Source organism: Mameliella sp. AT18 (genome assembly GCF_028807275.1).
Classification (GTDB): domain Bacteria; phylum Pseudomonadota; class Alphaproteobacteria; order Rhodobacterales; family Rhodobacteraceae; genus Antarctobacter; species Antarctobacter albus.
Genome location: NZ_JARAMO010000026.1, coordinates 1 through 21,891, shown reverse-complemented (window position 1 = coordinate 21,891; position 21,891 = coordinate 1). Strand labels below are relative to the sequence as shown.

Here is a 21,891-nt window from a genome sequence, read left to right as displayed (position 1 = left end):
CCCCCGAGGTATTTGGAAAACCAAAGAAGGGGGGGGAGGCCTTGCGTCACCGTTCGCGGAACTGCGGCCCTTCGAACGTGCGGGCGGGATCGCCGCGCTGCAACTGATGGTGCAGCCAATGCGCCTGCCCCTCCCGCGCCGCCCGTGCCTCGGCGACATCCGAATCGGCCAGCGCCTGCAGTCGCTCCAGGGCCAACCGCCGGTTTTGATGCTGCGAGCGTTGATCACGCACTACGACCGCATATGCGCCCCAGCGCGCGCGGATCGCGCTGGAGGTCTTGTTCTGGTGCTGGCCACCGGGTCCGCCGGCGCGGATCGCGGTCATCTCCACCTCACGCGGGTCGATATGCGCCCCGCGCGCCGTGCTGGGCAGACGAAAGACCTGCACGAACCAGGTCTTGCGCTTGTGACGCGGGCGCAGGGTGCTGGGACAGCGCCAGAGCAGCACACCCTCCCAGCGCGCCGCCAGCGCCTGGGCCCCCGGCCCGCTGAGCACGGCAATGGCCGAAACCGGGCCAGTGCGCCCCGCACGTTCGGCCAGGTCCAGCGTGACGCCCTGCGCCTCGGCCTCTTCCGCCAGGCGGGTCAGCACATGACCCACCGCCTGCTGACATTCACCCGGCCCGTTGCCGCTGGAAATCAAGAGGGTCACCATCAGCGGCCCCCCTTGCTGGTCTTGAAGGTGATGAGCGGGGCCAGCGACGCCGCCTCCCGCGCCAGTCCGAAACCTTCGAGATCACGCAGAACCGCGCCCGCGTCCTTGTAGGCGCTGCCCGCCTCCTCGATCAGCAGGTCACGGTCGGCACAGATGACGCGCCCGCCGAACCGGGTCTGGCGCATCGCCTCCAGTTCCGATTTCACCCGGCGGATACGCCCGTGCATGGCGGCACGGTCATAGCGCCGCCCCGCCCCGTGCGAGACAGACCCCAGCGCCTCTGCCGGCCCCTCGGGCACCACCATGAGGTAACTCAGGCTCTCGCGCGACCCGGCCAGGGGCGCCAGCCTGCGATCCGGTGCGGCGGCGCCCTTGCGATGCAGCCAGCCGTCGGGCCGGCCCTCAAGGTGGTTGTGCGGCGCATCGCAGATCAGCTCTGCCGAACAGCGCAAGGCTTCTGAGGCCGCCTGCGCCAGCAGCGCGCGGTTGATCCGCGCCCAGGCCTGCGCGGCGCCATGCAGGGCGGCATAGCTGTCCGCCGCCTCGCTGCCGGGCAGAAAGCCGTCCTTCCAGCTGTTCTCGATCCCGGTGAAAACCCCGGCGCCATGCCCGCGAGAGCCGGTGTGCACCAGCAGGCACAGGTCACCCGGCGCAAGGCCCGGCGCCTTATCGGCCACCTCCTGGACCACCTGAAGTTCGCAGAAATGGTTGCCGCCGCCGAGGGTGCCCAGCCCCTGGGGCCCCAGCAGCTCGGCCTCCGTGCCCGCCAGCGCCGCGCGCGCCTCCTCGGCCGCCGTCCCGTCTTCCAACACCTCCAGCCGCCGCGCGGCCTTGTCCAGCTTCAGCTTGCGGCGCGGCAGGTCGAGCCGGTACAGCGCCATGCCACAGCCGATGTCCGGACCGATCAGTTGCGGATAGATGCGGTCGGCCAGGAAGGCGCCCCCGACCGGGCCATGACGGCCCGGGTGCAGGTCGGGAAACCCGGCAACGACGCCCATGCCGGGCCAGCCGGCAACCTCGTTCAGTTGATCGACGGCGCGTCCTTCGATCCAGGCGCCGTCAGAGTAGAATTCGCAGACACGCGCAGGTGCCGCGATGGGGGAATTTCCCATAGGTCCGTCTTTCTCAAATCATGAGAGGCGGCCTGGAAAAGGCCGCAAAGGCGGATCGTCCAAGGGGGGATGGCGCGCGCCCGCAGGCGCGGAAAATCAGCGGCCCGAACGATCCAGGGAGGAAGCGGTGACGATAGATCCGGTCATGTGCGGCCCTCCTCTGTTGTCGGGGTGATGAATGCAACTGAGATACCCCGCCGGCGTATCAACGCCAACGGGGGAATTCCTGACCTCGCGCCTTTGTCGCGCAAATGCCTCAGGCGGCCTTGGAGGCCTCGGTCTCTGTCAGGATGGTGTAAAGCGTGGTCGGCACCGGGTTGGCGCGCAGCTTGGCGCAAAGCCCCTGGTCCCGCAGGCTGCGCGAAACCAGCGCCAGCGCCTTGAGATGTTCGACCCCGGCCTCTTCGGGGGCGAAGATAGCAAAGACGATGTCCACGGGCTGGCGGTCGACCGCGTCGAAGTCGACGGGTTTTTCCAGCAGGATAAAGGCGCCCGCCACCTCGTCGATGCCGGGAATCCGCGCATGGGGCAGCGCGACCCCGTGGCCGACACCCGTCGGCCCCAGGGCTTCGCGTTCCATCAGCGCCTCGAGGATGCGAGGCGCGTTGACGCCATAAGCGCCCTCCGCGAGGTCCGAGATGTCATGCATCAGTCGCTTTTTGCTGGAGGTCGAGGAAACGACTTTGACAGCAGTCGGCGAGATGAGATCGACAAACTTCATGAGCCCTGCCTGTAACTAGGGTGCGAACACTGCACGGGTCCGGTCTGGTGGCGGGGGACGGACCCTTACGGATCGATCCAGCCGATGTTGCCATCATCCCGGCGATACACGACGTTCACGCCATCCTTCTTTTCGTTGCGAAACACCAGAACAGGCGCTCCGGCCAGTTCCATCTGCATCACGGCCTCCCCAACCGACAGAGACGGGATCTTGGTTTGCATCTCCGCCACGATGATCGGCTGCAGCGTTTCGGGTTCTTCCTCCCCCGAATCCGCTTCGGTGGCGAGGATATACGAGGCTGCCCCGAAATGTTCAACAGGTTCGGACCGGTCCTTGTGATGGTCTTTCAACCGGCGCTTGTAGCGACGGAGCTGTTTGTCCATTTTTTCCGCGCAGGCCTCGAAGGCTGCATAGATTTCCGTCGCATGTCCCTTGGCGGCAGCGTTCAGCCCGCTCGACAGATGAACGATCGCTTCGCAGACATATTCATGGGCCGCCTTTGAGAAAACCACGGTCGCGTCGGTCGGACGCTGGCCGTACTTGTCCAGCACACCGCCCAGCTCGTTCGTGACATGAACCTGGAGCGCATCGCCGATATCGATGTGTTTTCCCGTGATCTGATAGCGCATGATTTGTCCTTTTCTTATGCACCCGTACGCCACACGGAGGACAAGCCCCCGTCGCGGCGTCACAAGGTTCAGGGAAGGTAGTACCGGATCGCGGAATGCACGCGGACAACCTCGGAACCGAGGAGCCCGCCAACACGCAATGCCGTGATCGATAGCACCATACTCATATTTGATGAGGAAACCGGCAGGTCTGTCAATGGAAACCGAATGCGGATCACGCGCGATCCAGCGACAATGTGTCCCCGGAGAGTGTCAAGGGCACAGGGTCCGATTTTCAACCAAAGCGAAAGTTCTCGCCCAGGTAGACACGCCTGACATTTTCATTCTGCACCACTTCCTGCGGCGTTCCCGACATCAGGACCTTGCCGTCATGCAGGATATAGGCGCGATCCACGATCTCCAGGGTCTCGCGCACGTTGTGGTCGGTGATCAGCACGCCGATGCCCCGGGTCTTGAGATCCGCGACAAGGTGGCGGATGTCGCCGACGCTGATCGGATCGACCCCGGCAAAGGGTTCGTCCAGCAGCAGGTACTTGGGATTCGCTGCCAGGCAGCGCGCGATTTCCACCCGCCGCCGTTCACCACCCGACAGGGCCAGCGCGGGGGCGCGGCGCAGGTGTTCGATCGAAAACTCGCCCAGCAGTTCCTCCAGCCGCTCGCGGCGGCGGTGGGCGTTGCGTTCGGCGATGTCCAGCACCGCGCCGATGTTGTCCTCGACGCTCATGCCGCGAAAGATCGACATTTCCTGCGGCAGATAGCCGATGCCCAGCCGCGCGCGGCGGTACATCGGCAGATAGGTCGCGTCATACCCGTCGATCAGAACCTGCCCGCCCTCGGGATTCACCAGCCCGGCGATGGCATAGAACGACGTCGTCTTGCCCGACCCGTTCGGCCCCAGCAGCGCCGCAACCTCTCCCCGGTCCACCCGCAGGCTGACGTCGCGGATGACGACGCGTTTGCGATAGCTCTTGCGCAGGTGTTCGACGCGAAGACCACTGTCGCCTTCGGTCACGCTCAGGTCCGGGCGGGCCATCTCAGGGCTGCCCCTCGCCGTCGGGTGCCTGCTGCAACACGGTGCGCACCCGGCCCGACAGCTGCGCGGTGCCGTCGCTGAGGTTGACGACCATGCGTTCGGCGGTCAGCGCACTTGGGCCCTGGGTCAGCAGGACATTGCCGGTCATGACGACCTGCCCGGCCTCGATGTCGTAATCCGCGCGCTGCGCCTCTGCCGCCTCGGAGCCGCTGACCAGGGTCACGCCGCGCGTGGCCTCCATCCGCCGGATCCGCCCGGCCTCGTTCGAGTAGACGACCAGCACCCGAGGTGCCGCAAGCCGCATCTGCCCCTGCGCGATCACCACGTTGCCGGTATAAAGGGCGGTTCCGTCGGCCTGGTTCACCTGCAGCGTGTCGGCCGTCACCTCGACCGGGGCGCGGGTGTCCTGCTGCATTCCGCCAAAGGCCACCTGGGCCCCTTGCGCAGCCGCGCCCAGAGGCGCGAGGAAAAGCATGACGGCAAGCAGGGGACGGATCATTCGGCAGCACTTTCTTCTTTCGGCGGTTGATATACCAGTTTCACGCCGCCGGAAAACACCATTTGCACCGCCCCCTCTTCTCCGCTGGGCGCGATCTTGAGATGGCCGGCCTCGAAACGGCCCACCGGACCCTCGCCGCTGACCGGGCCGATGCTTTCTGCCGCGATCTCGTCCAGCCGTGACATCAGCCCCTCTGTGCGCAGAACATAGCCCTGCGAGCTTTCGATGCGCACGCCGCCCTGCAGGTGCGCCAACTGGTTCCTGTCGCGCAGCGTCGCCTCGACGGCGTCCAGCCGCAGTTCGCTGCCGTCGGTCAGGCGCATCCGCGCCTCCAGCTCATCGGCGATGATCTGGCCGTCCCCCTCGGGCCGCACGCTGCGCGCGGTCATGGTCAACACGTCGCCCTTGGTGGTGGTTCCCGCATAGTACGGCGCGCTCACCTGCTCGCGCGCGACATTCCTTTGCAAAGCCTCGACAAAGGGCACGTCCTGCAACGGCTCGGTCGAGCGGGATAGGAAGAACAACGTCGACAGCATGGCCAGTGCCACCAGGGGAAGAAGGATCTTCAGCCAGGCGATCACCCGCGAGTAAAGCCCGTCTCCCCGGCGCATGTTCATCCCCTCTTACGCATGGGCAAAGATATCGGTGTCTGGCCAGCCTTCCAGGTCAAGGATCGCCCGGGTCGGCAGGAAATCGAAACAGGACTGGGCAATCTCCGTGCGCCCTTCGCGGTCCAGCATCTCGTTCAGCGCGTCGCGCAGCCGGTGCAGGTGCAGCACGTCCGATGCGGCATAGTCCTTTTGTGCCTCGGTCAGCTCCGCGGCGCCCCAGTCACTGGATTGCTGCTGCTTCGAGATGTCGACGGACAGCAGTTCCTGGGTCAGGGCCTTGAGGCCGTGGCGATCAGTATAGGTGCGCACAAGCCGGCTGGCGATCTTGGTGCAATAGACGGGCGCTGCCAGCGCGCCAAAGGCATTGTACATCGCGGCGATGTCGAACCGACCATAGTGAAACAGCTTCAGAACCTGCGGATCCGTCAGAAGGCGCGCAAGGTTGGGCGCCTCTGTCTGTCCCTTGGCGATCTGAACGAGGTGGGCATTCCCGTCGCCGCCCGACAACTGCACGACACACAACCGGTCGCGGTGCGGGTTCAGTCCCATCGTCTCGCAGTCGATGGCCACGACCGGGCCAAGGTCCAGATCATCCGGAAGATCGCCCTTGTAGAGATGGTTGGTCACAGTGCGCCCTTTCGTCCCGATCCGCTTGCCGGCTCGACATATCCGCGCCCATGCGGGCTTTCAACACTGGCCTCCCTGCCGCGGCTCTCGCCAAATGTGTTGTCGCGCCACATTTCTCCCGCAAGAGGCGAAAATCCGGCAAGTTTGTGGCAGATCCGGGCGAATCAATGGCGGCGCCAAGGTGTGATTCGGGCAGGATCAAGGCCGAGCCCTCTCGATTTTCTTATATTTGTAACAATCCGTGAGCTTGGCAACTCCCCCTATAATTGTCGAATATATCCGTCGCCCCTAAAGCCGCATCAGAATCCACCGAGCGGCGCATTCCGTTACGGCACGTCGCCGCCATTGTTTCCGCCAGGATGAATTTACAGGCACCCGCAAGATTTCCAAGAGACCATTGCCTCAGCGCCCCAGCCCTGTTTCCCTTATTTCCAGAGACTGTTCCCGATCTGGAAACATCTGCCCGCCAAAATCCTCGAAATTGTTTCAAAGCCCTCGATTAACCAACGGGAAACAAAGCTGCCTGGGGACGCTGAAAACACCCCCGAATTTCGCGTCATTATTGAGCGTTCAACCGAAATTTCCCCCGTATTTCAATCGCCTCCACAAGCGCACTTTTCACCTTTTGGTTGCGCTCTCCGGTGCAGATTGACGGAACGGCCGCGTGAAGCCATAAGAAATCTGTCGAACGATTGGGACAAACTTTCGTCGCAATTTAAATAAACTGCACTTGGGGGTTGGTGCTTCCACAATGGGAGTATCTCGGTAGGTCTGCTGCGCCTTTCGCGCATCGCCATTCGAAGACATGGCCAGGGCAATTTGCCCTGACGTCCGGGGGGACACGCATTTGCGTGTCATGGCGGAACTATGCCTGAAACAGCGATAAACTCGGATCAATTTCCCGTGCTCTCGTCAACGCATGACTCAGGAGGTCATCTTGACACTACAACTGCGCCAGCCGCTGCCAACGGCCAGAATTGAGAAGCTGATCGACGAGGCGCTGCGCGCCGAAACCGGTCCCGCCCTTTACCGCGACGTCTTCAAACGGGGGCTCGACGTGACGCTCGTCCTGCTCGGTGCCCTTCCGATCCTGATGATCGTCGGCATCTTTGCGCTGCTCGTCGCACGCGACGGTCACTCGCCCTTCTACTCGCAGAAACGGATCGGCCGGAATGGACGGATATTCAATATCTGGAAGCTGCGCAGCATGGTGCCCGATGCCGACGCCCGGCTGAGCGACTATCTCGATCAGAACCCCGCCGCGCGCGCGGAATGGGACCGCACGCAGAAACTGCGCCACGATCCGCGCGTCACGACCATCGGGTCGCTGATCCGCAAGACCTCGATCGACGAACTGCCGCAGCTGTTCAACGTGCTGCGCGGGGACATGTCGCTGGTCGGTCCGCGCCCGATGATGCCCTGCCAGCAGGAGATCTATCCCGGCACCGCCTATTACGCGCTGCGCCCGGGGATCACTGGCTACTGGCAGGTCTCGGTGCGGAACGAAAGCTCCTTTGCCCAGCGCGCCGGTTTCGACACCGCCTACCTGGCGCAATTGTCGCTGGCCAATGACCTGCGCGTGCTGGTCAAGACGGTGCGCGTGGTCGTGCACGGCACCGGCTGCTGAGCGCATTCGGCCGGGGCGACGCCCCGGCGCCACACATCAGTATTCCACCGTCGCCTGCATGCACTGGCGCCCGTCCGGGCCGCGCACCCAGAGGTCGTTGCCGTTTCGGCACAGGGTGGCGCGCTCGTCATGCATCAGGGGCGCCGTCGCCCGAAAACTGAAACCGCGCACCGGCGCCTTGTCCTGCGCGAACAGCAAAAGCCCCTGCGCCAGCAGCGGGCCATGCACCACCAGCCCGTCATAGCCCTCGACCGCCCGCGCGTATTCCACGTCATAGTGGATGCGGTGGCCGTTGAAGGTCAGTGCAGAGTAGCGGAACAGCAGCGTCTCGGAAAAACCCATCTCGCGGCTGGCCTCTTCGCCTGTCGGGGCCTCTGGCGGCACCGGGCGCGGCGCGGACGGGTCCGGGTCTTGGCGATAGACGAGGTCCTGCCGCTCTGTCACGCACAGCTGGCCGCCCTGCCAGATCTCATGCGCCAGCGTGACGAAACCCAGCGGTCCGCTGCGCCCCTCCTTGCGGGTCACGTCCACCACCCGAGAGACCTTTTCCGCCATCTGCCCCGCTCGCAGTGCCGCGTGGAACTGCAACGCGCCGCCCGCCCACATCCGGCGCGGCAGCCCCAGGTCGGGGATCAGGCCGGTGCCGACGCGCGGATGCCCGTCGCGCCCCAGCACGCCGGGCGGCTGCGCGTCCCAGAAATAGATCTGGTGAAAGAAGACCGGCAGGGGCGTGCCCGCGTCGATGGTCACGGGCAGGTCCAGCGCCGCCTGCAGGGCGCGGGCGCGGTCCGGATCCATCACGTCGGTTTGACGGCGCTCGGTCGCTGGGCCAGTCTGCATGGGTCACGCTCCTTGATTTTTGCCGGGTTATTCCAGCCATGCCACCTGCCGTCCAGTCGCTCGATCACCTGGTGCTGACCGTCGCCGATCCCGCCGCCACGCGGCAATTCTACGAAACCGTCCTGGGGATGCAGGCAGAGCGGTTCACCCCCGCCGATGGCAGCACCCGATGGGCGCTGAAATTCGGGCGGCAAAAGATCAACCTGCACACCGCCGGGCAGGAGTTCGACCCCAAGGCACGCAGGCCCGGCCCCGGAACGGCAGACCTGTGTTTTCTCAGCGAAACACCCCTGGCAGAGTGGCAGACGCATCTGGCCGCCCAAGGCGTGACGATCGAGGAGGGACCGCTGCCGCGCACCGGCGCAAGCGGCCCGATCCGGTCGATCTATATCCGCGATCCGGACGGCAACCTGATCGAGATTTCCAACCCGGCCTGAGGGCTTCAGCCGCGCATCCGTTCCACCTCGCGGCGCAGTTCCTGCATCTGGTCGCCCAGCAGCTTCAGCGCGCGTTCGTCGGTCAGGCGCCCGTCCTCGTCGAACTGCTTGCGGCTTTGTGCCAGCATGACTTCCGGACCGGTCAGCAGGCGCGGACGAAATGGGTTGAGGCAGAGACGCGCCATATTCTGCGCCCGCTCGCCCCCGGCGCGGCCCGCCGCCGCCGACATCAGCGCCACAGGCTTGTCCCGCCAGGGCGCGCCCTCGGTCCGGCTGATCCAGTCCAGCGCGTTCTTGAGCACCCCGGAAAGGCCCTTGTTGTATTCGGGCGTCACCACCAGAACCGCATCCGCACCCGCGATGGCATCTGCGGCGGCCTGCACGGCGGCGGGAATGCCGTCGCCGTTCTGGATGTCCTCGTCGAACAGCGGGAAACGCAGATCGAGTTCGCTGAACCTGTCGGGGGCAAAGAGACGGGCGGCCTCGAACATCAGTTTGCGGTTGCTGCTGTCGGCGCGCAGGGCGCCGCAAAGGCCGACGAGGGTGGGGTCCGGCATTGTGATCTCCTGTCTGTTTCGTCCTGACCTACATGGAAAAAGCGCCGCGGCAAGGCGCGGCGCTTTGATCTGTCGGATAAACCGGGGCACAGCCCCTGTCAGGATCGCCCGGCCTTAGCCGTTGGGCAGGATCACGATCTCGACCCGGCGGTTCTGGGCCTTTCCCTCGGGCGTCAGGTTCGACGCCACCGGCTGATCCTCACCCCGGCCGATGACCGAGATCCGCGACGAGGGCACGCCCTCGGAGATCAGCACGTTGGCGACCGAGCGCGCGCGGCGCTGGGACAGGTCCAGGTTATAGGCGGCGTCGCCGTCGCTGTCGGTGTGGCCAATCACCTGGGCGGTGGTGTTCGGGTAGGCCAGCAGCGACTGGCCCACGTCGCGCAGGTCCGACACCAGGGTCGGGCGCAGGTTGGCGCTGTCGGTGGGGAACAGGATGTCCTGAGGCATGGTCACGATCAGCCGGTCGCCGGTGTTGCGGATGGTGACGTTGTCGCCCATCTGCTGACGCAGTTCTGCTTCCTGCTTGTCCAGCTGGTTGCCGATGGCGGCCCCCGCAGCGGCCCCCACCAGGGCGCCCGCGACGGTCGCCCGGTTACGCTCGCCCCTGTCGCCGCCACCCAGAAGGCGGCCTGCAACCGCACCCACGCCGGCGCCCACGAGGGCACCCTGCTTGGTCTGGCGGTTGGGATCGTTCGGGTTGCCCGTGGTACAGGCCGACAGGCCGATGACAGCCACGGCGGAGATGAGAATCGCGGATTTCGCCCGGATCATGTGTAGCCTCTTTTCAGGTTTGCCCCGCTGGAATGGGGTCTTTCACTGCCGATATGCAATAACATCCGGCAAAACCCCAGCCCTGTCACCGGGAAAATCGGCAAGGCTCCGCGCATGATCCGGAGGCACGCGTGTTTCGCGCGCGAAACATCTTTTCTTTACAGATCGTTAAGACCTCAAGCCTCCAATCTTGCCGCCTCCCAGGCAAGGATGGCCCGCTTGACCGGCAGCCCCCAATGATAACCGCCCAGACCACCGGATTTGCGCAGGGCGCGGTGGCAGGGGATCAGGTAGCTGATCGGGTTGCGCCCGACCGCCGTGCCGACCGCGCGCACCGCTTTCGGATGCTCGATGGCCTCGGCGATTTCGGAATAGGTCGTGACATGACCCGAGGGGATCTGCAGCAGCGCCTCCCAGACCTTGATCTGGAACGGCGCGCCGATCAGGTACAAGGGCACCGGCCCGTCCGCCTTGACGCCGAAAGCCGCCAGCGCCCAGGGGCGCAGGCGCATCGGGTCCTCAACGAAGTCTGCCCGCGGCCAGCGCGCCAGCATGTCCTCCATCGCCTCGGCCTCTGTCGTCTCGGCGGAAAAGGCGATGCCGCAGATGCCCTTGTCGGTGCCCATGACCAGTGCCGGGCCAAAGGGGCTTTCGAACCAGCCCCAGTAGATTGTCAGCCCCGCGCCCGCGCGCGCGAAATCGCCCGGGCTCATCGCCTCCCACCGCAGGAACAGATCGTGCAGGCGCCCGCCCCCCGACAGCCCGGTGGCATGGGCCGTCTCCAGCGTGGTAAAGCGATCCGCCAGCAGTGCCTTGGCATGGCCCAGCGTCAGGTATTGCTGGTAGCGCTTTGGCGAGACACCGGCCCATTGGCTGAACAACCGCTGGAAATGCGCCGGGCTCATGCCGACCTCGCGCGCGATCTGGTCCAGCGTCGCCTGCGGGCCCAGCCGGTCGACCGCCTCGATGGCGCGTCGCATGACGTTGTAGTGATAGCTCTGGTCGTCGTCCTTGGGCATCGGCTGTCTCCTTGACCCCGGTTTTACCGCGCCCGCGCAAGACGCACGATCCGAATATTGCGCAAAGGCAATCCGGCAACACCTTGGGCAGGGCGGCAGGGGCGCGGCCCGAAAAAATTGACTGCGGGGCGGAATTCCTTACTTCCGATAGTGATTGACAAAACAATGACGGGGGCGAGGCTCATGCCTTTCAGCATCACCAAAGGTATCGAGTATGACGTTTTTGACGGTGGCCCGGGCAACTTCAACTTTCAGCCCAGCCCCGGGACGGCGACCGATCTTGGCGCCCTGGGACCGTTCGGCGGCGAAGGCGTCGACGACAACCAGTTCACGGTCGGCGAGGACATCTCGGGTTCCGGGACCATCTACATCGGCGACATCGAGATCGAGGGCAACCTGTACCCGGTGATGACAGCCGCGGGGGATTACCCCATCGCGGACGGCAGCAACGTGTTCATCCTGGTGCCGGACTACCTGCCGGAACCCTCCGCCTTTCCGGCCTCTTTCGATTTCAACCCGGACGTGGTCGAGGAAACCTACTCCTACTGTTTCGCAGCAGGCACCCGCATCGCCACCGAAGCGGGCGAGACCGAGGTGCAGGACCTGGCCCCCGGTGACCTGGTGCGCACTGCCGACGGACGGCTGGAGCCGGTCCGCTGGGTCGGTCGTCAGACCATCGACCGTCATTTCAACGCCGGTTTCGCGCTGGTCCGGATCAACGCCGGCGCCCTGGGCGATGGCCTGCCGAAACGTGACCTGGTGCTGACCGGCGATCACGCGATGGTGCTGGACGGCAGCCTGGTGAACGCCAGCGCCCTGGTCAACGGTGAGACGATCACCTTTGTTCCCGTTGCCCAGATGGCGGCCCGGACCACCGTCTACCACGTCGAAACCGCCCGCCACGAGGTGCTGCTGGCCGAAGGCGCGGGGTCGGAAAGCTTTTGCGACTATGCCGGGCGCCACAAGCTGGACAACCACGCCGAGTACCTGGCCGCCTGCGGCGCCGAGCACATCATTCCCGAGATGGACATGCCGCGCATTTCCTCGGCCCGGATGTTGCCCGCCGCCCTGCGCACACGCCTGGGCCTGCGCGACGCGGCCTGAGGCGCCACGGCGGACGCCGGACAGATGACAAGCATCCTGAACGGCCCGGAGTTCTGCAAGAATTCCGGGCCGTTTTCCGTGAAAGGCGGCAGGCGCCCGGTGCGGCAGGACCCCGGGTCTTGCGGCGCAATGGCGTTGCGGGCATAGGGGAACGCATGGCCAAGCAGCTTGATTACCACACGATCCGCGAGATCTTTACCCGGTTCCAGGCCTCGGAACCCGAACCCAAGGGTGAGCTGAACCACGTCAACGCCTATACGCTGGTGGTGGCGGTGGCGTTGTCGGCACAGGCGACAGACGCGGGCGTCAACAAGGCCACGGAAAAGCTGTTCCAGATCGCCGATACGCCGGAAAAGATGCTGGCCCTCGGCGAAGAGGGTGTGACCGAGCACATCAAGACCATCGGCCTGTATCGCAACAAGGCCAAGAACGTCATCAAGATGGCGAAGATCCTGGTCGAGGACTATGGCGGCGAGGTGCCCAACAGCCGCGCCGCGCTGGAAAGCCTGCCGGGCGTCGGCCGCAAGACCGCCAACGTGGTGCTGAACATGTGGTGGCACTACCCGGCGCAGGCGGTGGACACGCATATCTTTCGCGTCGGCAACCGGACGGGCATCTGTCCGGGCAAGGACGTGGTCGCCGTGGAACGTGCGATCGAGGACAACATCCCGGTCGATTTTCAGCAACACGCCCATCACTGGCTGATCCTGCACGGGCGGTACATCTGCGTCGCGCGCAAGCCCAAGTGCAAGGCCTGCCTCATCAACGACCTCTGTCCATTCGAGGAAAAGACGACATGAAGAAATACCAGGTCGTCGGCATCGGCAACGCCGTCGTCGACGTGATCGCCCGCACCGACGACGCCTTTCTGGCCGACATGGGTATCGAGAAGGGCATCATGCAGTTGATCGAGCGTGACCGCGCCGAACAGCTTTACGAGGCGATGGGCAACCGGGTGCAGACGCCGGGCGGATCGGTGGCCAACACGATCGCCGGCCTGGGAAACCTGGATGCGCGCACCGCCTTCATCGGACGCGTCGCGGATGACGATCTTGGCGAATTCTATGCCTCGGCGATGAAGAACGAGGGCATCGGCTTCGTCAACGAGCCAGTCAAGGGCGGCGAACTGCCCTCATCCCGGTCGATGATCTTTGTCTCGCCCGATGGCGAACGCTCGATGAACACCTACCTCGGGATCTCCGCCGAACTGGGCCCCGACGACGTGTCCGAGGACGTGGCGGGCGAGGCCGAGATCCTGTTCCTGGAGGGCTACCTTTTCGACAAGGACAAGGGGAAGGAGGCCTTCCTGAAGGCCGCGCGCGCCTGCAAGGCGGCGGGCGGCAAGCCGGGTATCGCGATTTCCGACCCCTTCTGCGTCGAACGCCACCGCGCGGACTTCCTGAAGCTGATTGAACACGACATGGACTTCGTCATCGGCAACGAGGACGAGATCCGCTCGCTGTACCAGAACGACGACCTCGACGCCGACCTGCGCGCCGTGGGCGCGATCTGTCCGCTGGTGGTCTGCACCCGGTCGGGCGACGGCGTCTCGATCCTGCACGAGGGCACCCGCACCGACGTGAGCGTTGAAAAGATCGTGCCCGTGGACGCAACCGGCGCGGGCGACCAGTTCGCCGCCGGTTTCCTGTTCGGCCTGGCCACCGGCGCGGACATGGAAAAAGCGGCCCGCATGGGCAGCGTTGCCGCGCGCGAGGTCATCAGCCACATGGGGCCGCGCCCGGAAACCAGCCTGCTGGACCTTTTCCGCCAACAGGGCCTGATCTGACCCTTCGGGCGCCTGCCGGGTCGATTACGGCTGGCGCCCGTCTGATTTCATGGTGATTTCACGCGGCATTCACGCAAGTGCCGTTCCGCCGCGCATCCCGGACCGCTAGCCTTTTCCACAGGGGTTGAGTTGTCCGGGACGCGGTGAATGACGCGATACATCCTTTTGCGGGACAGAACCCGAAACTGGCGCAGGCCGCGCGTGCCGCTTGGTGCCGGCATTGCGCCGGAGGATGCCGATGCCCCCGCCGACCCGCAGATCGAGGTGGCCGAGCTGACCCCGGACGACCTGCGCGAGACCGCCGGCGACCGAGACCTGCTGACCATCCAACCCGCCATGCCGACCCGCCTGCTGACCCCCGAACCGATGGACGAACTGCGCGCCTGCGACATGGTCCCCGGCTGGGGTTTGCGGGCCACCGGGGCGGACTGGACCCCGATGTCGGGCGCCGGCGTGCGGGTGGCGCTGTTGGACACGGGGATCGACGCCGGGCATCCCTGCTTTGCCGGGGTCGAGGTGACGGCACGGGATTTCGCCGGAACCGGTATCGCGGATGCCAACGGCCACGGCACCCATGTGGCCGGCACCGTGCTTGGCCGCGATCAGGGCGGCACACGGATCGGCGTGGCGCGCGGGATCACCGACCTGCTGGTGGGCAAGGTGCTGGCCGACAACGGGCGAGGCCGGTCCGAGGATTTCCTGAACGCGCTGCTCTGGACGCTCCAGGAAAAAGCTCAGATCGTCGGCTTTGCCCTGGCCTTCGATACCTCGGCCCAGATCGAAACCCTGGTCGAAGAGGGCTATCCCGCGATGCTGGCCACCGCGGCGGCGGTCCATGCCTATCGCGGCAACCTGCGCATCTGCGAAATGCTGCTGATGATGATCGGCGGCGGACAGGTGCCGCTGATGCTGGGCGCCGTCGGCAACGACTCTCTGCGGACCATCGCGCCCGAGTTCGAAACCGGCCCCGTCGCTCCGGCGGCGGCGGCGGGCGTGCTGGCCGTGGGTGCCTGCGGACCGGGCGAAGACGGGTTCTGCCCCGCGCCCTTTACCAACGCCGGCGCGGCGGTGGTTGCGCCGGGCGTGGGCATCATCTCGGCGGGTCCGGGCGAAGGGCTGCGTCCGCTCAACGGCACCTCGATGGCGCTGGCGCATGCGGTGGGGATCGCGGCGCTCTGGGTCGAGAGGATGCGCGCCGAGAAAGAGCGGGTGACGGCGCCGATGCTGGCCACCCGTCTGATCCGCTCTGCCACCTTTGAGCCGCTGTGTCCCGAGGCCTCTTACATCGACTGCGGCAGGGGGCTGATCCAGGCCCCCGAGGGCTCGCTGGACTGATTGGCGCCACGGCATCGGTAACGTGCTAGACTGTCCCCGAAAGAGGAGGCACAGCCATGATCGCAGGCGCTTTCGCCGTCTTGTGGGTCCGTCAGGACGGACCGGGAAATGACGCATGCCGTTTCGCAGAGGCCGAAGGCGGCTTTCTGATCGACGGGTCGTCAACAGATGCGGACTGGACCGCGTTGCGGTACCGTATTCGGGCGCGCGGCGACGGGACGACGCGCCGTGTCCGGATCGGTGCCCGGTCCCGCATCTTCATCCAGCGCAATGCAGAGGGTGACTGGCTGCTGAACGGGACACCTGCCCCGGAGGTCGCGGGCGCCAAGGATATCCATCTTGGCTTTACCCCCGCCGCGCTGACCCTGCCAATCCGGCGTCTCGTGCTTGGCATCGGGGAGGAAGCCACGGTCGATCTTGCCAGTCTCGACCTGGACCAGCCGCGCCTGACCCCTCTGCGTCTTGTCCTGCGGCGGACGGCGAAGGACAAATACCAGACCGCCGAGACAGACAGTGGGAGCACGTCCAACCTGACGGTGGATGCGCAGGGGATCGTGCGGGCCGTCGAGGGGCGCTGGATCGCGCAGAAGTGACGCGTGTGGGCCTCAGTGTGCCTCGGCCCAGTTGGCGCCTTGCCCCGCGTCCACCACCAGCGGCACGTCCAGTTTCACCACCGGGTCGCAGGCACTTTCCATGACCTCTTTGGCAACGCCGATCAACTCGTCTACCGCGCCCTTCTCGACCTCGAACAACAGTTCGTCGTGCACCTGCAACAGCATCCGCGCGGGCAGGCCCGCGATAGCATCCGGCATCCGCACCATCGCGCGCCGGATGATGTCGGCGGCTGTGCCCTGGATCGGCGCATTGATCGCCGCCCGCTGGGCAAAGCCCGCACGCGGCCCCTTGGCGCCGATCTCGGGCGTGTGGATCTGGCGTCCGAACAGCGTCTCGACCCGTTTGTGTTCCTTCGCAAAGGCCTTGGTGTCGTCCATGTAGGTCTTGATGCCCGGGAACCGTTCAAAGTAGCGGTCGATAAACCCCTGCGCCTCGGACCGCGGAATCCGCAGGTTCCGCGCCAGGCCAAAGCCCGAGATCCCGTAGATCACGCCAAAGTTGATCGCCTTGGCCTGCCGGCGAATGTCCGGTGTCATCTCGTCCAGCGGCACGTTGAACATCTCGGACGCGGTCATGGCGTGAATGTCCTTGCCCTTGCGGAAGGCCTGTTTCAGCGCGTCGATCCCGGCCATGTGGGCCAGAATGCGCAGCTCGATCTGAGAATAGTCGAGGCTGACCAGCACCTGCCCCTCGGGCGCGATGAAGGCGGTGCGGATGCGCCGCCCTTCCTCTGACCTCACGGGGATGTTCTGCAGGTTCGGATCGTTGGAGGCCAGCCGCCCGGTGTTCGCGCCCGCGATTGAATAAGAGGTGTGCACCCGCCCCGTATCTGCGTTGATGTGTTCCTGCAACGCGTCGGTATAGGTCGATTTCAGCTTGCTGACCTGCCGCCAGTCCAGCACCCGGCGGGGAAGTTCATGTTCCGTCGCCAGGTCTTCGAGGATGTCGGCCCCGGTGGAATACTTGCCGGTCTTGCCGCGCTTACCGCCCTCCAGCCCCATCTTGTCAAAGAGGATCTCGCCCAACTGTGCAGGGCTGCCGACGTTGAATTTCTCGCCTGCCAGTTCGTGGATCTCTTCTTCCAGCTGCGCCATCTTCTGGGCAAAGGCGCTGGACATGTTGCGCAGCACCTCGCGGTCGACCTTGATGCCGGTCATTTCCATCTGCGCCAGCACCGGCACCATCGGCCGTTCCAGCCCCTCGTAGACGCGGGTGACCTTGGCGCGGTGCAACTGCGGCTTGAAGGTCCGGGCGAGGCGCAGGGTGATGTCCGCGTCCTCGGCGGCATAGCGCGTGGCCTTGTCGATCGGCACCTGGTCGAATGTGATCTGGCTCTTGCCGCTGCCGATGATCTCCTTGATCGGGATCGGGGTGTGCGACAGGTAGCGCTCGGCCAGCGCGTCCATGCCATGCGTGTGCAGGCCCGCGTTCATCGCGTAGGACATCAGCATCGTGTCGTCGATGGGCGCGATCTGCACGCCATAGCGCGCCATGACCTTGGCGTCGTATTTCATGTTCTGGCCGATCTTCATCACCGCCGGGTCCTCCAGCATCGGCTTGAGCGCCTCCAGCGCCTGTTCCAGAGGGATCTGACCCTCTGTCAGCTCCTTCGACTCGAACAGCCCTTCGCCGCTTTCGCCGCGATGGGTCAGCGGGATGTAGCAGGCTTGGCCAGGATCGACGCAAAGCGAGATGCCGACAAGGTCGCAAGTCATCTCGTTCAGGCCGGTGGTTTCCGTGTCGAAGGCAACCGTGCCGCGCTCATTCGCGCGATCGATCCATTTTTGCAGCGCCTCCATGTCGGCCACGGTCTCATAGCGCTCGGGGTCGATGGCGGGCCAGTCCGGGTCCTCGTCCCTGGGGTTGGCGCCCTCGGGGGTGGTGTCGGGGATCGCCGGCGCCTCGACACCAAGGCCGTCGGCGATACGCTTGGTCAGGGTGCGGAATTCCATCTGGGTGAGAAAGCCCAGCAGCACTTCGGGGTCCGGGTCGCGCACCTCGAGGTCATCCAGCGTGAACGGCAGGTCCATGCCCTCGTCCAGCTGTACCAGCTTCTTTGACAGCTCGATCTGCTCGCGCTTTTCGATCAGGGTCTGGCGCCGCTTGGGTTGCTTGATCTCCTCGGCCCGGTCCAGCAGCTCTTCAAGGCTGCCGTATTCGTTGATCAGCAGGGCCGCCGTCTTGATCCCGATGCCCGGCGCGCCGGGCACGTTGTCGACGGAATCCCCGGCCAGCGCCTGCACGTCCACGACCCGTTCGGGCGGAACACCGAATTTTTCCATCACGCCTTCGCGGTCGATGAGCTTGTTCTTCATCGGGTCCAGCATCTCAACCCCGTCCCCGACCAGCTGCATCAGGTCCTTGTCCGACGACAGGATGGTGACCCGCCCGCCCGCCTCTCGCGCGCGGCAGGCCAGCGTGGCCATGATGTCATCGGCCTCGAAACCCTCGATCTCCTTGCAGGCGATGTTGAAGGCCTCGGTCGCCTGCCGGGTCAGCGGGATCTGCGGGCGCAAGTCCTCGGGCATGGCCTCGCGGTTGGCCTTGTACTGGTCGTAAAGGTCGTTGCGGAACGTATGGCTGCCCTTGTCAAAGACGACCGCCACATGGGTCGGCGCATCGGGGCCGGTGTTCCCCTCGACGTAGCGGTGCAGCATGTTGCAGAAGCCGCTGACCGCGCCGATGGGCAACCCGTCGCTCTTGCGGGTCAGGGGCGGCAGCGCGTGGAAGGCCCGAAAGATATAGGCCGAACCGTCGATCAGATGCAGGTGGCATCCCTTGCCGAAAGTGCTGGCCATGTCTCGTCTCCCGCTCAGGTCATGTCACGCATGATGTGCCATGAACCGCGGCGGGGTGCCAGCAGCGGATTTCAGCGTCAGCCCGCCGCAACCACCGGATGCGGCACGGCGGCGGCCAGAAAGACCGCCACGAAAAAGACGATGGAGGCGGCGACCACCATGCCGTGCCAGATCGTGTTGTGGAACCGCAGGCGCGAGGCCATCAGGAAGGGCGTCCCGACGGAATAAAGCACACCGCCCACCACCATCAGCACGCAGACCGACAGCGGAAGCGCCGCCAGCATGTCCCAGCCGCCGATCACCACGGCCCAACCGGTGGCCAGGCACATCAGCACCGCCAGCCCGGCGGGCAGGCGCCGTTTGAACAGTGTCACGGCCGCCGCCCCTGCCGCCGCGCTCCAGACCGCGGCCAAAAGGCCCGACCCGGTGCCCGAGAGCAGGGCGAAAGGCGTGTAGGTGCCCGCGATTTTCAGATGGATTGCGGACATGTCGAGGCGCCGGAACAGGCCGGTCAGGTGCGGGCGTCCGACGTGGTTGTACAGCAGCGAAGCGGTCAGCATGACGATCAGCGTGCCACCATAGATCGAGACACCGACGATCCCCGCCGCATCACCACGCCAGACAACCGTCAGGGTGATCAGCACCGGCACGGCCGCAAGCGCCATGACAAGCGCCGCCAGGTGCACGATCATGTCGCTGGCCAGTTCCGCCCGGCTATAAGCCCGCTCTTCCCGGTCGGGCAGGGCGATGGGAATGTCCCGGTTTGCCGTCATGGGATCAGGGTATCCGCAGCGTGGTTGAATGCAAACACCTTGGCACGAAAGGGTAAGCAACTCGTGACCCGGGGTGAGGGCTGCCTGGCCCTCCCCCCGGGCGCGATCAATGCGCGGGCTTGATGAAGGTGCCGTTGTGCAGGTCCTGCATGGCCTTGCGCAACTCGCCTTGCGTGTTCATCACGATGGGCCCGTGCCAGGCCACCGGTTCCTGGATCGGTTTGCCCGCGACCAGCAGAAAGCGCACCCCCTCGGGCCCCGCGCTGACCTTGACCTCATCGCCGTTGCCAAAGCGCACCAGCGTGCGGTTGCCCGACATGTCGCGGATGTTCACCTCCTGCCCGCCGAACTCTTTCTCGACGCGCACGCCGATGGGATCGGCGGCATCGGCAAAACGCCCGGCCCCGGCAAAGACATAGGCAAAGGCATTGGCCCGGGTGTCGATGGGCAAAGCCTTGGTCACGTTCGGCGGCACCGAGACATCGAGGTACAGCGGATCGGCGGCGATCCCGTCAACCGGCCCGCGCTTGCCCCAGAAAGCGCCGGTGACGACCTTCACCCGGGTGCCGTCATCGTCGATGATCTCGGGGATATCCGCGCCCTGGATGTCCTGGTAACGCGGCGCCGTCATCTTCAGCGAGGACGGCAGGTTCGCCCAGAGCTGAAAGCCATGCATCTGCCCCTTGGCATTCCCGCGCGGCATCTCCTGGTGCAGGATGCCCGACCCGGCGGTCATCCACTGCACCGACCCGGCGCCAAGCACGCCTTCGTTGCCCAGCGAATCGCCGTGCGTCACCTCGCCCTCGAGGACATAGGTGATGGTCTCGATTCCCCGGTGCGGGTGCCAGGGAAAGCCTTTCAGGTAATGCGCCGGGTCCTCATTGCGGAAGTCGTCCAGCAACAGGAAGGGATCGCTCTCACTGGTATCGCCAAAGCCGAAGACTCGGTGCAGGTGCACGCCGGCGCCCTCCAGCGTGGGCTGCGCGGCGGATTGAGAGGTGACAGGTCGGAAGGTCATGGCAAACTCCTCATCGGTTTGCCACAACATAGGGCGCGCAACGCGACGCCCCAATCACCACCCGCGCACAGATCCTGTGACGCGGATCACAGAATGGCTCAGGCCTTGCCCTCGAAATCCTTGTGGACGTATTTCGCGTCGCAATAGGGACATTCGACAAATCCGGTCTCGACCGGGATCTGCAACCAGACCCGGGGATGGCCCAGGGCCCCTTCGCCGCCGTCACAGGCGATGCGATAGCTCTCGACAATCTTGGTCTCGGGCGCTTGGGTCGTCATCTGGTTCCCTTTCGCGATGCTCTGGCCTATTTGCCTTATGACCAAAGCGGAGAAGGGGAGCAAGCCGTTGGACAAGGGGCAGAATGACGCCGCAATCCGCATCGAGGGCCTGACCAAGACCTATGCGGGCGGCAAACAGGCGCTGAAAGGCGTCGACCTGAGCGTGCCGGCTGGTTCGGTCTTTGGGCTGCTGGGGCCGAACGGCGCGGGCAAATCAACGCTGATCAACATCCTCGCCGGTCTTGTCATCAAGACCGCCGGACAGGTCCAGATCTGGGGCTGGGACCAGGACCGCAACCCGCGCCAGAGCCGCGCCGCCATCGGCGTCATGCCGCAGGAACTTAACCTCGACCCGTTCTTTACCCCGCGCGGCGCGCTGGAGGTGCAGGCGGGGCTTTACGGCGTGCCGAAATCGCAGCGCCGCACCGATGAGATCCTGGAAATGGTCGGCCTGAGCGACAAGGCAGAGGCCTATGCCCGCACGCTCAGCGGTGGCATGCGCCGCCGCCTGCTGCTGGCCAAGGCCCTGGTGCATTCGCCGCAGGTGCTGGTGCTGGACGAACCCACAGCCGGCGTCGACATCGAGCTGCGCCAGATGCTCTGGAACAACGTCCGCAAGCTCAACCGCGAGCGCGGCATGACCATCATCCTGACAACCCACTACCTCGAAGAAGCCGAGGAGATGTGCGATGAAATCGCCATCATCAACCACGGCCAGCTGGTGGCACAGGACAGCACCTCGAACCTGCTGGGGCGGCTTGACGCGCGCACGATGGTGATCCAGCCCGAAGAAACGCCGAAGCAACTGCCGCAGGCCGAGGGGATCGAGGCAGAGACCCGCCCCGATGGCAGCCTCGCCCTCACCTACCGTTCGACCCAGACCCGCGCCGAAGAGGTGCTGGCCGCGGTGCAATCCGCCGGCATTCGCATCCGCGAGCTGAGGACCGAGGAACCGGACCTCGAGGATGTCTTCCTCGCCCTGACCAGCAGCACCGCGGCCTGAGCCCGCCCACACCCGGGCTTCTTCTTGGCAAAAATACCCC

Annotated in this window: 24 protein-coding genes; 8 read left to right on the top strand and 16 right to left on the bottom strand. The window is 65.3% G+C overall.

The window, feature by feature from the left end; all coding sequences use genetic code 11:
• Window positions 1-46: 46 nt before the first annotated feature.
• The 8 genes from prfH to PVW46_RS03450 form a co-directional block, all read right to left on the bottom strand.
• Window positions 47-655, bottom strand: a complete 609-nt coding sequence (gene prfH, locus PVW46_RS03485) for a peptide chain release factor H (RefSeq protein ID WP_069210519.1) — start codon at window positions 653-655, stop codon at window positions 47-49.
• Entirely contained in the window at window positions 655-1,767 is a 1,113-nt protein-coding gene (locus PVW46_RS03480) for an RNA ligase RtcB family protein (RefSeq protein ID WP_069210518.1), read from the bottom strand. The genes prfH and PVW46_RS03480 overlap by 1 nt, the downstream gene beginning before the upstream one ends.
• 256 nt (window positions 1,768-2,023) lie before the next feature.
• Window positions 2,024-2,488: a PTS sugar transporter subunit IIA gene (locus tag PVW46_RS03475; RefSeq protein WP_043140466.1), complete on the bottom strand. Its 465-nt coding sequence runs from the start codon at window positions 2,486-2,488 to the stop codon at window positions 2,024-2,026.
• A 65-nt stretch (window positions 2,489-2,553) separates the two neighbouring features.
• The gene (gene hpf, locus PVW46_RS03470) at window positions 2,554-3,117 is read right to left on the bottom strand and encodes a ribosome hibernation-promoting factor, HPF/YfiA family (protein ID WP_043140463.1); all 564 of its coding nucleotides are present in this window, start codon (window positions 3,115-3,117) and stop codon (window positions 2,554-2,556) included.
• 274 nt (window positions 3,118-3,391) lie between these two features.
• The gene (lptB, locus tag PVW46_RS03465) at window positions 3,392-4,150 is read right to left on the bottom strand and encodes an LPS export ABC transporter ATP-binding protein (RefSeq protein WP_069210517.1); all 759 of its coding nucleotides are present in this window, start codon (window positions 4,148-4,150) and stop codon (window positions 3,392-3,394) included.
• A 1-nt stretch (window position 4,151) separates the two neighbouring features.
• Entirely contained in the window at window positions 4,152-4,649 is a 498-nt protein-coding gene (locus PVW46_RS03460; protein WP_043140459.1) for an LptA/OstA family protein, read from the bottom strand.
• On the bottom strand, window positions 4,646-5,260 hold the full coding sequence (locus PVW46_RS03455) for a hypothetical protein (protein ID WP_043140708.1): 615 nt from the start codon (window positions 5,258-5,260) through the stop codon (window positions 4,646-4,648). Before PVW46_RS03455 ends, PVW46_RS03460 begins: the two co-directional genes overlap by 4 nt.
• 12 nt (window positions 5,261-5,272) lie before the next feature.
• Window positions 5,273-5,887 (bottom strand): ribonuclease D, encoded by a 615-nt coding sequence (locus PVW46_RS03450; RefSeq protein WP_043140456.1) that lies wholly within the window; start codon window positions 5,885-5,887, stop codon window positions 5,273-5,275.
• Between the two features lie 937 nt (window positions 5,888-6,824).
• Here PVW46_RS03450 and PVW46_RS03445 point away from each other — a divergent pair.
• Complete coding sequence (locus PVW46_RS03445; protein ID WP_043140453.1) at window positions 6,825-7,514, top strand: sugar transferase; 690 nt, start codon at window positions 6,825-6,827, stop codon at window positions 7,512-7,514.
• Window positions 7,515-7,550: 36 nt separating this feature from the next.
• Here PVW46_RS03445 and PVW46_RS03440 read toward each other — a convergent pair whose 3' ends face one another.
• Window positions 7,551-8,354 (bottom strand): HTD2 family dehydratase, encoded by an 804-nt coding sequence (locus PVW46_RS03440; RefSeq protein ID WP_069210516.1) that lies wholly within the window; start codon window positions 8,352-8,354, stop codon window positions 7,551-7,553.
• Between the two features lie 38 nt (window positions 8,355-8,392).
• On the opposite strand from PVW46_RS03440, the gene PVW46_RS03435 reads away from it, so the two are divergent.
• Window positions 8,393-8,791: a VOC family protein gene (locus tag PVW46_RS03435; protein WP_069210515.1), complete on the top strand. Its 399-nt coding sequence runs from the start codon at window positions 8,393-8,395 to the stop codon at window positions 8,789-8,791.
• 5 nt (window positions 8,792-8,796) lie between these two features.
• Here PVW46_RS03435 and PVW46_RS03430 read toward each other — a convergent pair whose 3' ends face one another.
• From PVW46_RS03430 to PVW46_RS03420, 3 genes are all read right to left on the bottom strand, one after another.
• Window positions 8,797-9,348 carry an NADPH-dependent FMN reductase gene (locus PVW46_RS03430; RefSeq protein WP_088672450.1) on the bottom strand — a complete coding sequence of 184 codons (552 nt, stop codon included), beginning with the start codon at window positions 9,346-9,348 and terminating at the stop codon, window positions 8,797-8,799.
• A gap of 114 nt (window positions 9,349-9,462) precedes the next feature.
• On the bottom strand, window positions 9,463-10,122 hold the full coding sequence (locus PVW46_RS03425; protein ID WP_043140442.1) for a YiaD family glycine zipper/OmpA-like lipoprotein: 660 nt from the start codon (window positions 10,120-10,122) through the stop codon (window positions 9,463-9,465).
• A 176-nt stretch (window positions 10,123-10,298) separates the two neighbouring features.
• Window positions 10,299-11,141 carry a methylated-DNA--[protein]-cysteine S-methyltransferase gene (locus tag PVW46_RS03420; RefSeq protein WP_043140441.1) on the bottom strand — a complete coding sequence of 281 codons (843 nt, stop codon included), beginning with the start codon at window positions 11,139-11,141 and terminating at the stop codon, window positions 10,299-10,301.
• Between the two features lie 183 nt (window positions 11,142-11,324).
• Here PVW46_RS03420 and PVW46_RS03415 point away from each other — a divergent pair, with 183 nt between their 5' ends.
• From PVW46_RS03415 to PVW46_RS03395, 5 genes are all read left to right on the top strand, one after another.
• On the top strand, window positions 11,325-12,245 hold the full coding sequence (locus PVW46_RS03415; RefSeq protein ID WP_274574645.1) for a Hint domain-containing protein: 921 nt from the start codon (window positions 11,325-11,327) through the stop codon (window positions 12,243-12,245).
• A gap of 155 nt (window positions 12,246-12,400) precedes the next feature.
• Window positions 12,401-13,045, top strand: coding sequence for an endonuclease III (nth, locus tag PVW46_RS03410; RefSeq protein WP_069210601.1), 645 nt, complete (start codon window positions 12,401-12,403; stop codon window positions 13,043-13,045).
• Window positions 13,042-14,031 carry an adenosine kinase gene (locus tag PVW46_RS03405; RefSeq protein ID WP_043140439.1) on the top strand — a complete coding sequence of 330 codons (990 nt, stop codon included), beginning with the start codon at window positions 13,042-13,044 and terminating at the stop codon, window positions 14,029-14,031. The genes nth and PVW46_RS03405 overlap by 4 nt, the downstream gene beginning before the upstream one ends.
• A 147-nt stretch (window positions 14,032-14,178) precedes the next feature.
• Window positions 14,179-15,366, top strand: coding sequence for a S8 family serine peptidase (locus tag PVW46_RS03400; protein WP_069210512.1), 1,188 nt, complete (start codon window positions 14,179-14,181; stop codon window positions 15,364-15,366).
• A gap of 56 nt (window positions 15,367-15,422) precedes the next feature.
• The gene (locus tag PVW46_RS03395; protein WP_052244423.1) at window positions 15,423-15,959 is read left to right on the top strand and encodes a putative glycolipid-binding domain-containing protein; all 537 of its coding nucleotides are present in this window, start codon (window positions 15,423-15,425) and stop codon (window positions 15,957-15,959) included.
• Window positions 15,960-15,971: 12 nt separating this feature from the next.
• Here PVW46_RS03395 and polA read toward each other — a convergent pair whose 3' ends face one another.
• The 4 genes from polA to PVW46_RS03375 all read right to left on the bottom strand — a co-directional run bounded on the left by polA (window position 15,972) and on the right by PVW46_RS03375 (window position 20,848).
• The gene (polA, locus tag PVW46_RS03390) at window positions 15,972-18,779 is read right to left on the bottom strand and encodes a DNA polymerase I (protein ID WP_069210511.1); all 2,808 of its coding nucleotides are present in this window, start codon (window positions 18,777-18,779) and stop codon (window positions 15,972-15,974) included.
• Window positions 18,780-18,856: 77 nt separating this feature from the next.
• Window positions 18,857-19,552: a PAQR family membrane homeostasis protein TrhA gene (gene trhA, locus PVW46_RS03385; protein ID WP_069210510.1), complete on the bottom strand. Its 696-nt coding sequence runs from the start codon at window positions 19,550-19,552 to the stop codon at window positions 18,857-18,859.
• A gap of 106 nt (window positions 19,553-19,658) precedes the next feature.
• A complete protein-coding gene (locus PVW46_RS03380) occupies window positions 19,659-20,570 on the bottom strand; it encodes a pirin family protein (protein ID WP_069210509.1) in 912 nt (303 codons plus the stop codon).
• A gap of 98 nt (window positions 20,571-20,668) precedes the next feature.
• Entirely contained in the window at window positions 20,669-20,848 is a 180-nt protein-coding gene (locus tag PVW46_RS03375; RefSeq protein WP_069210508.1) for a zinc-finger domain-containing protein, read from the bottom strand.
• A gap of 37 nt (window positions 20,849-20,885) precedes the next feature.
• Between PVW46_RS03375 and PVW46_RS03370 the strand changes: the two genes are divergently transcribed.
• Window positions 20,886-21,851, top strand: a complete 966-nt coding sequence (locus tag PVW46_RS03370; RefSeq protein ID WP_069210507.1) for an ABC transporter ATP-binding protein — start codon at window positions 20,886-20,888, stop codon at window positions 21,849-21,851.
• Window positions 21,852-21,891 lie beyond the last annotated feature (40 nt).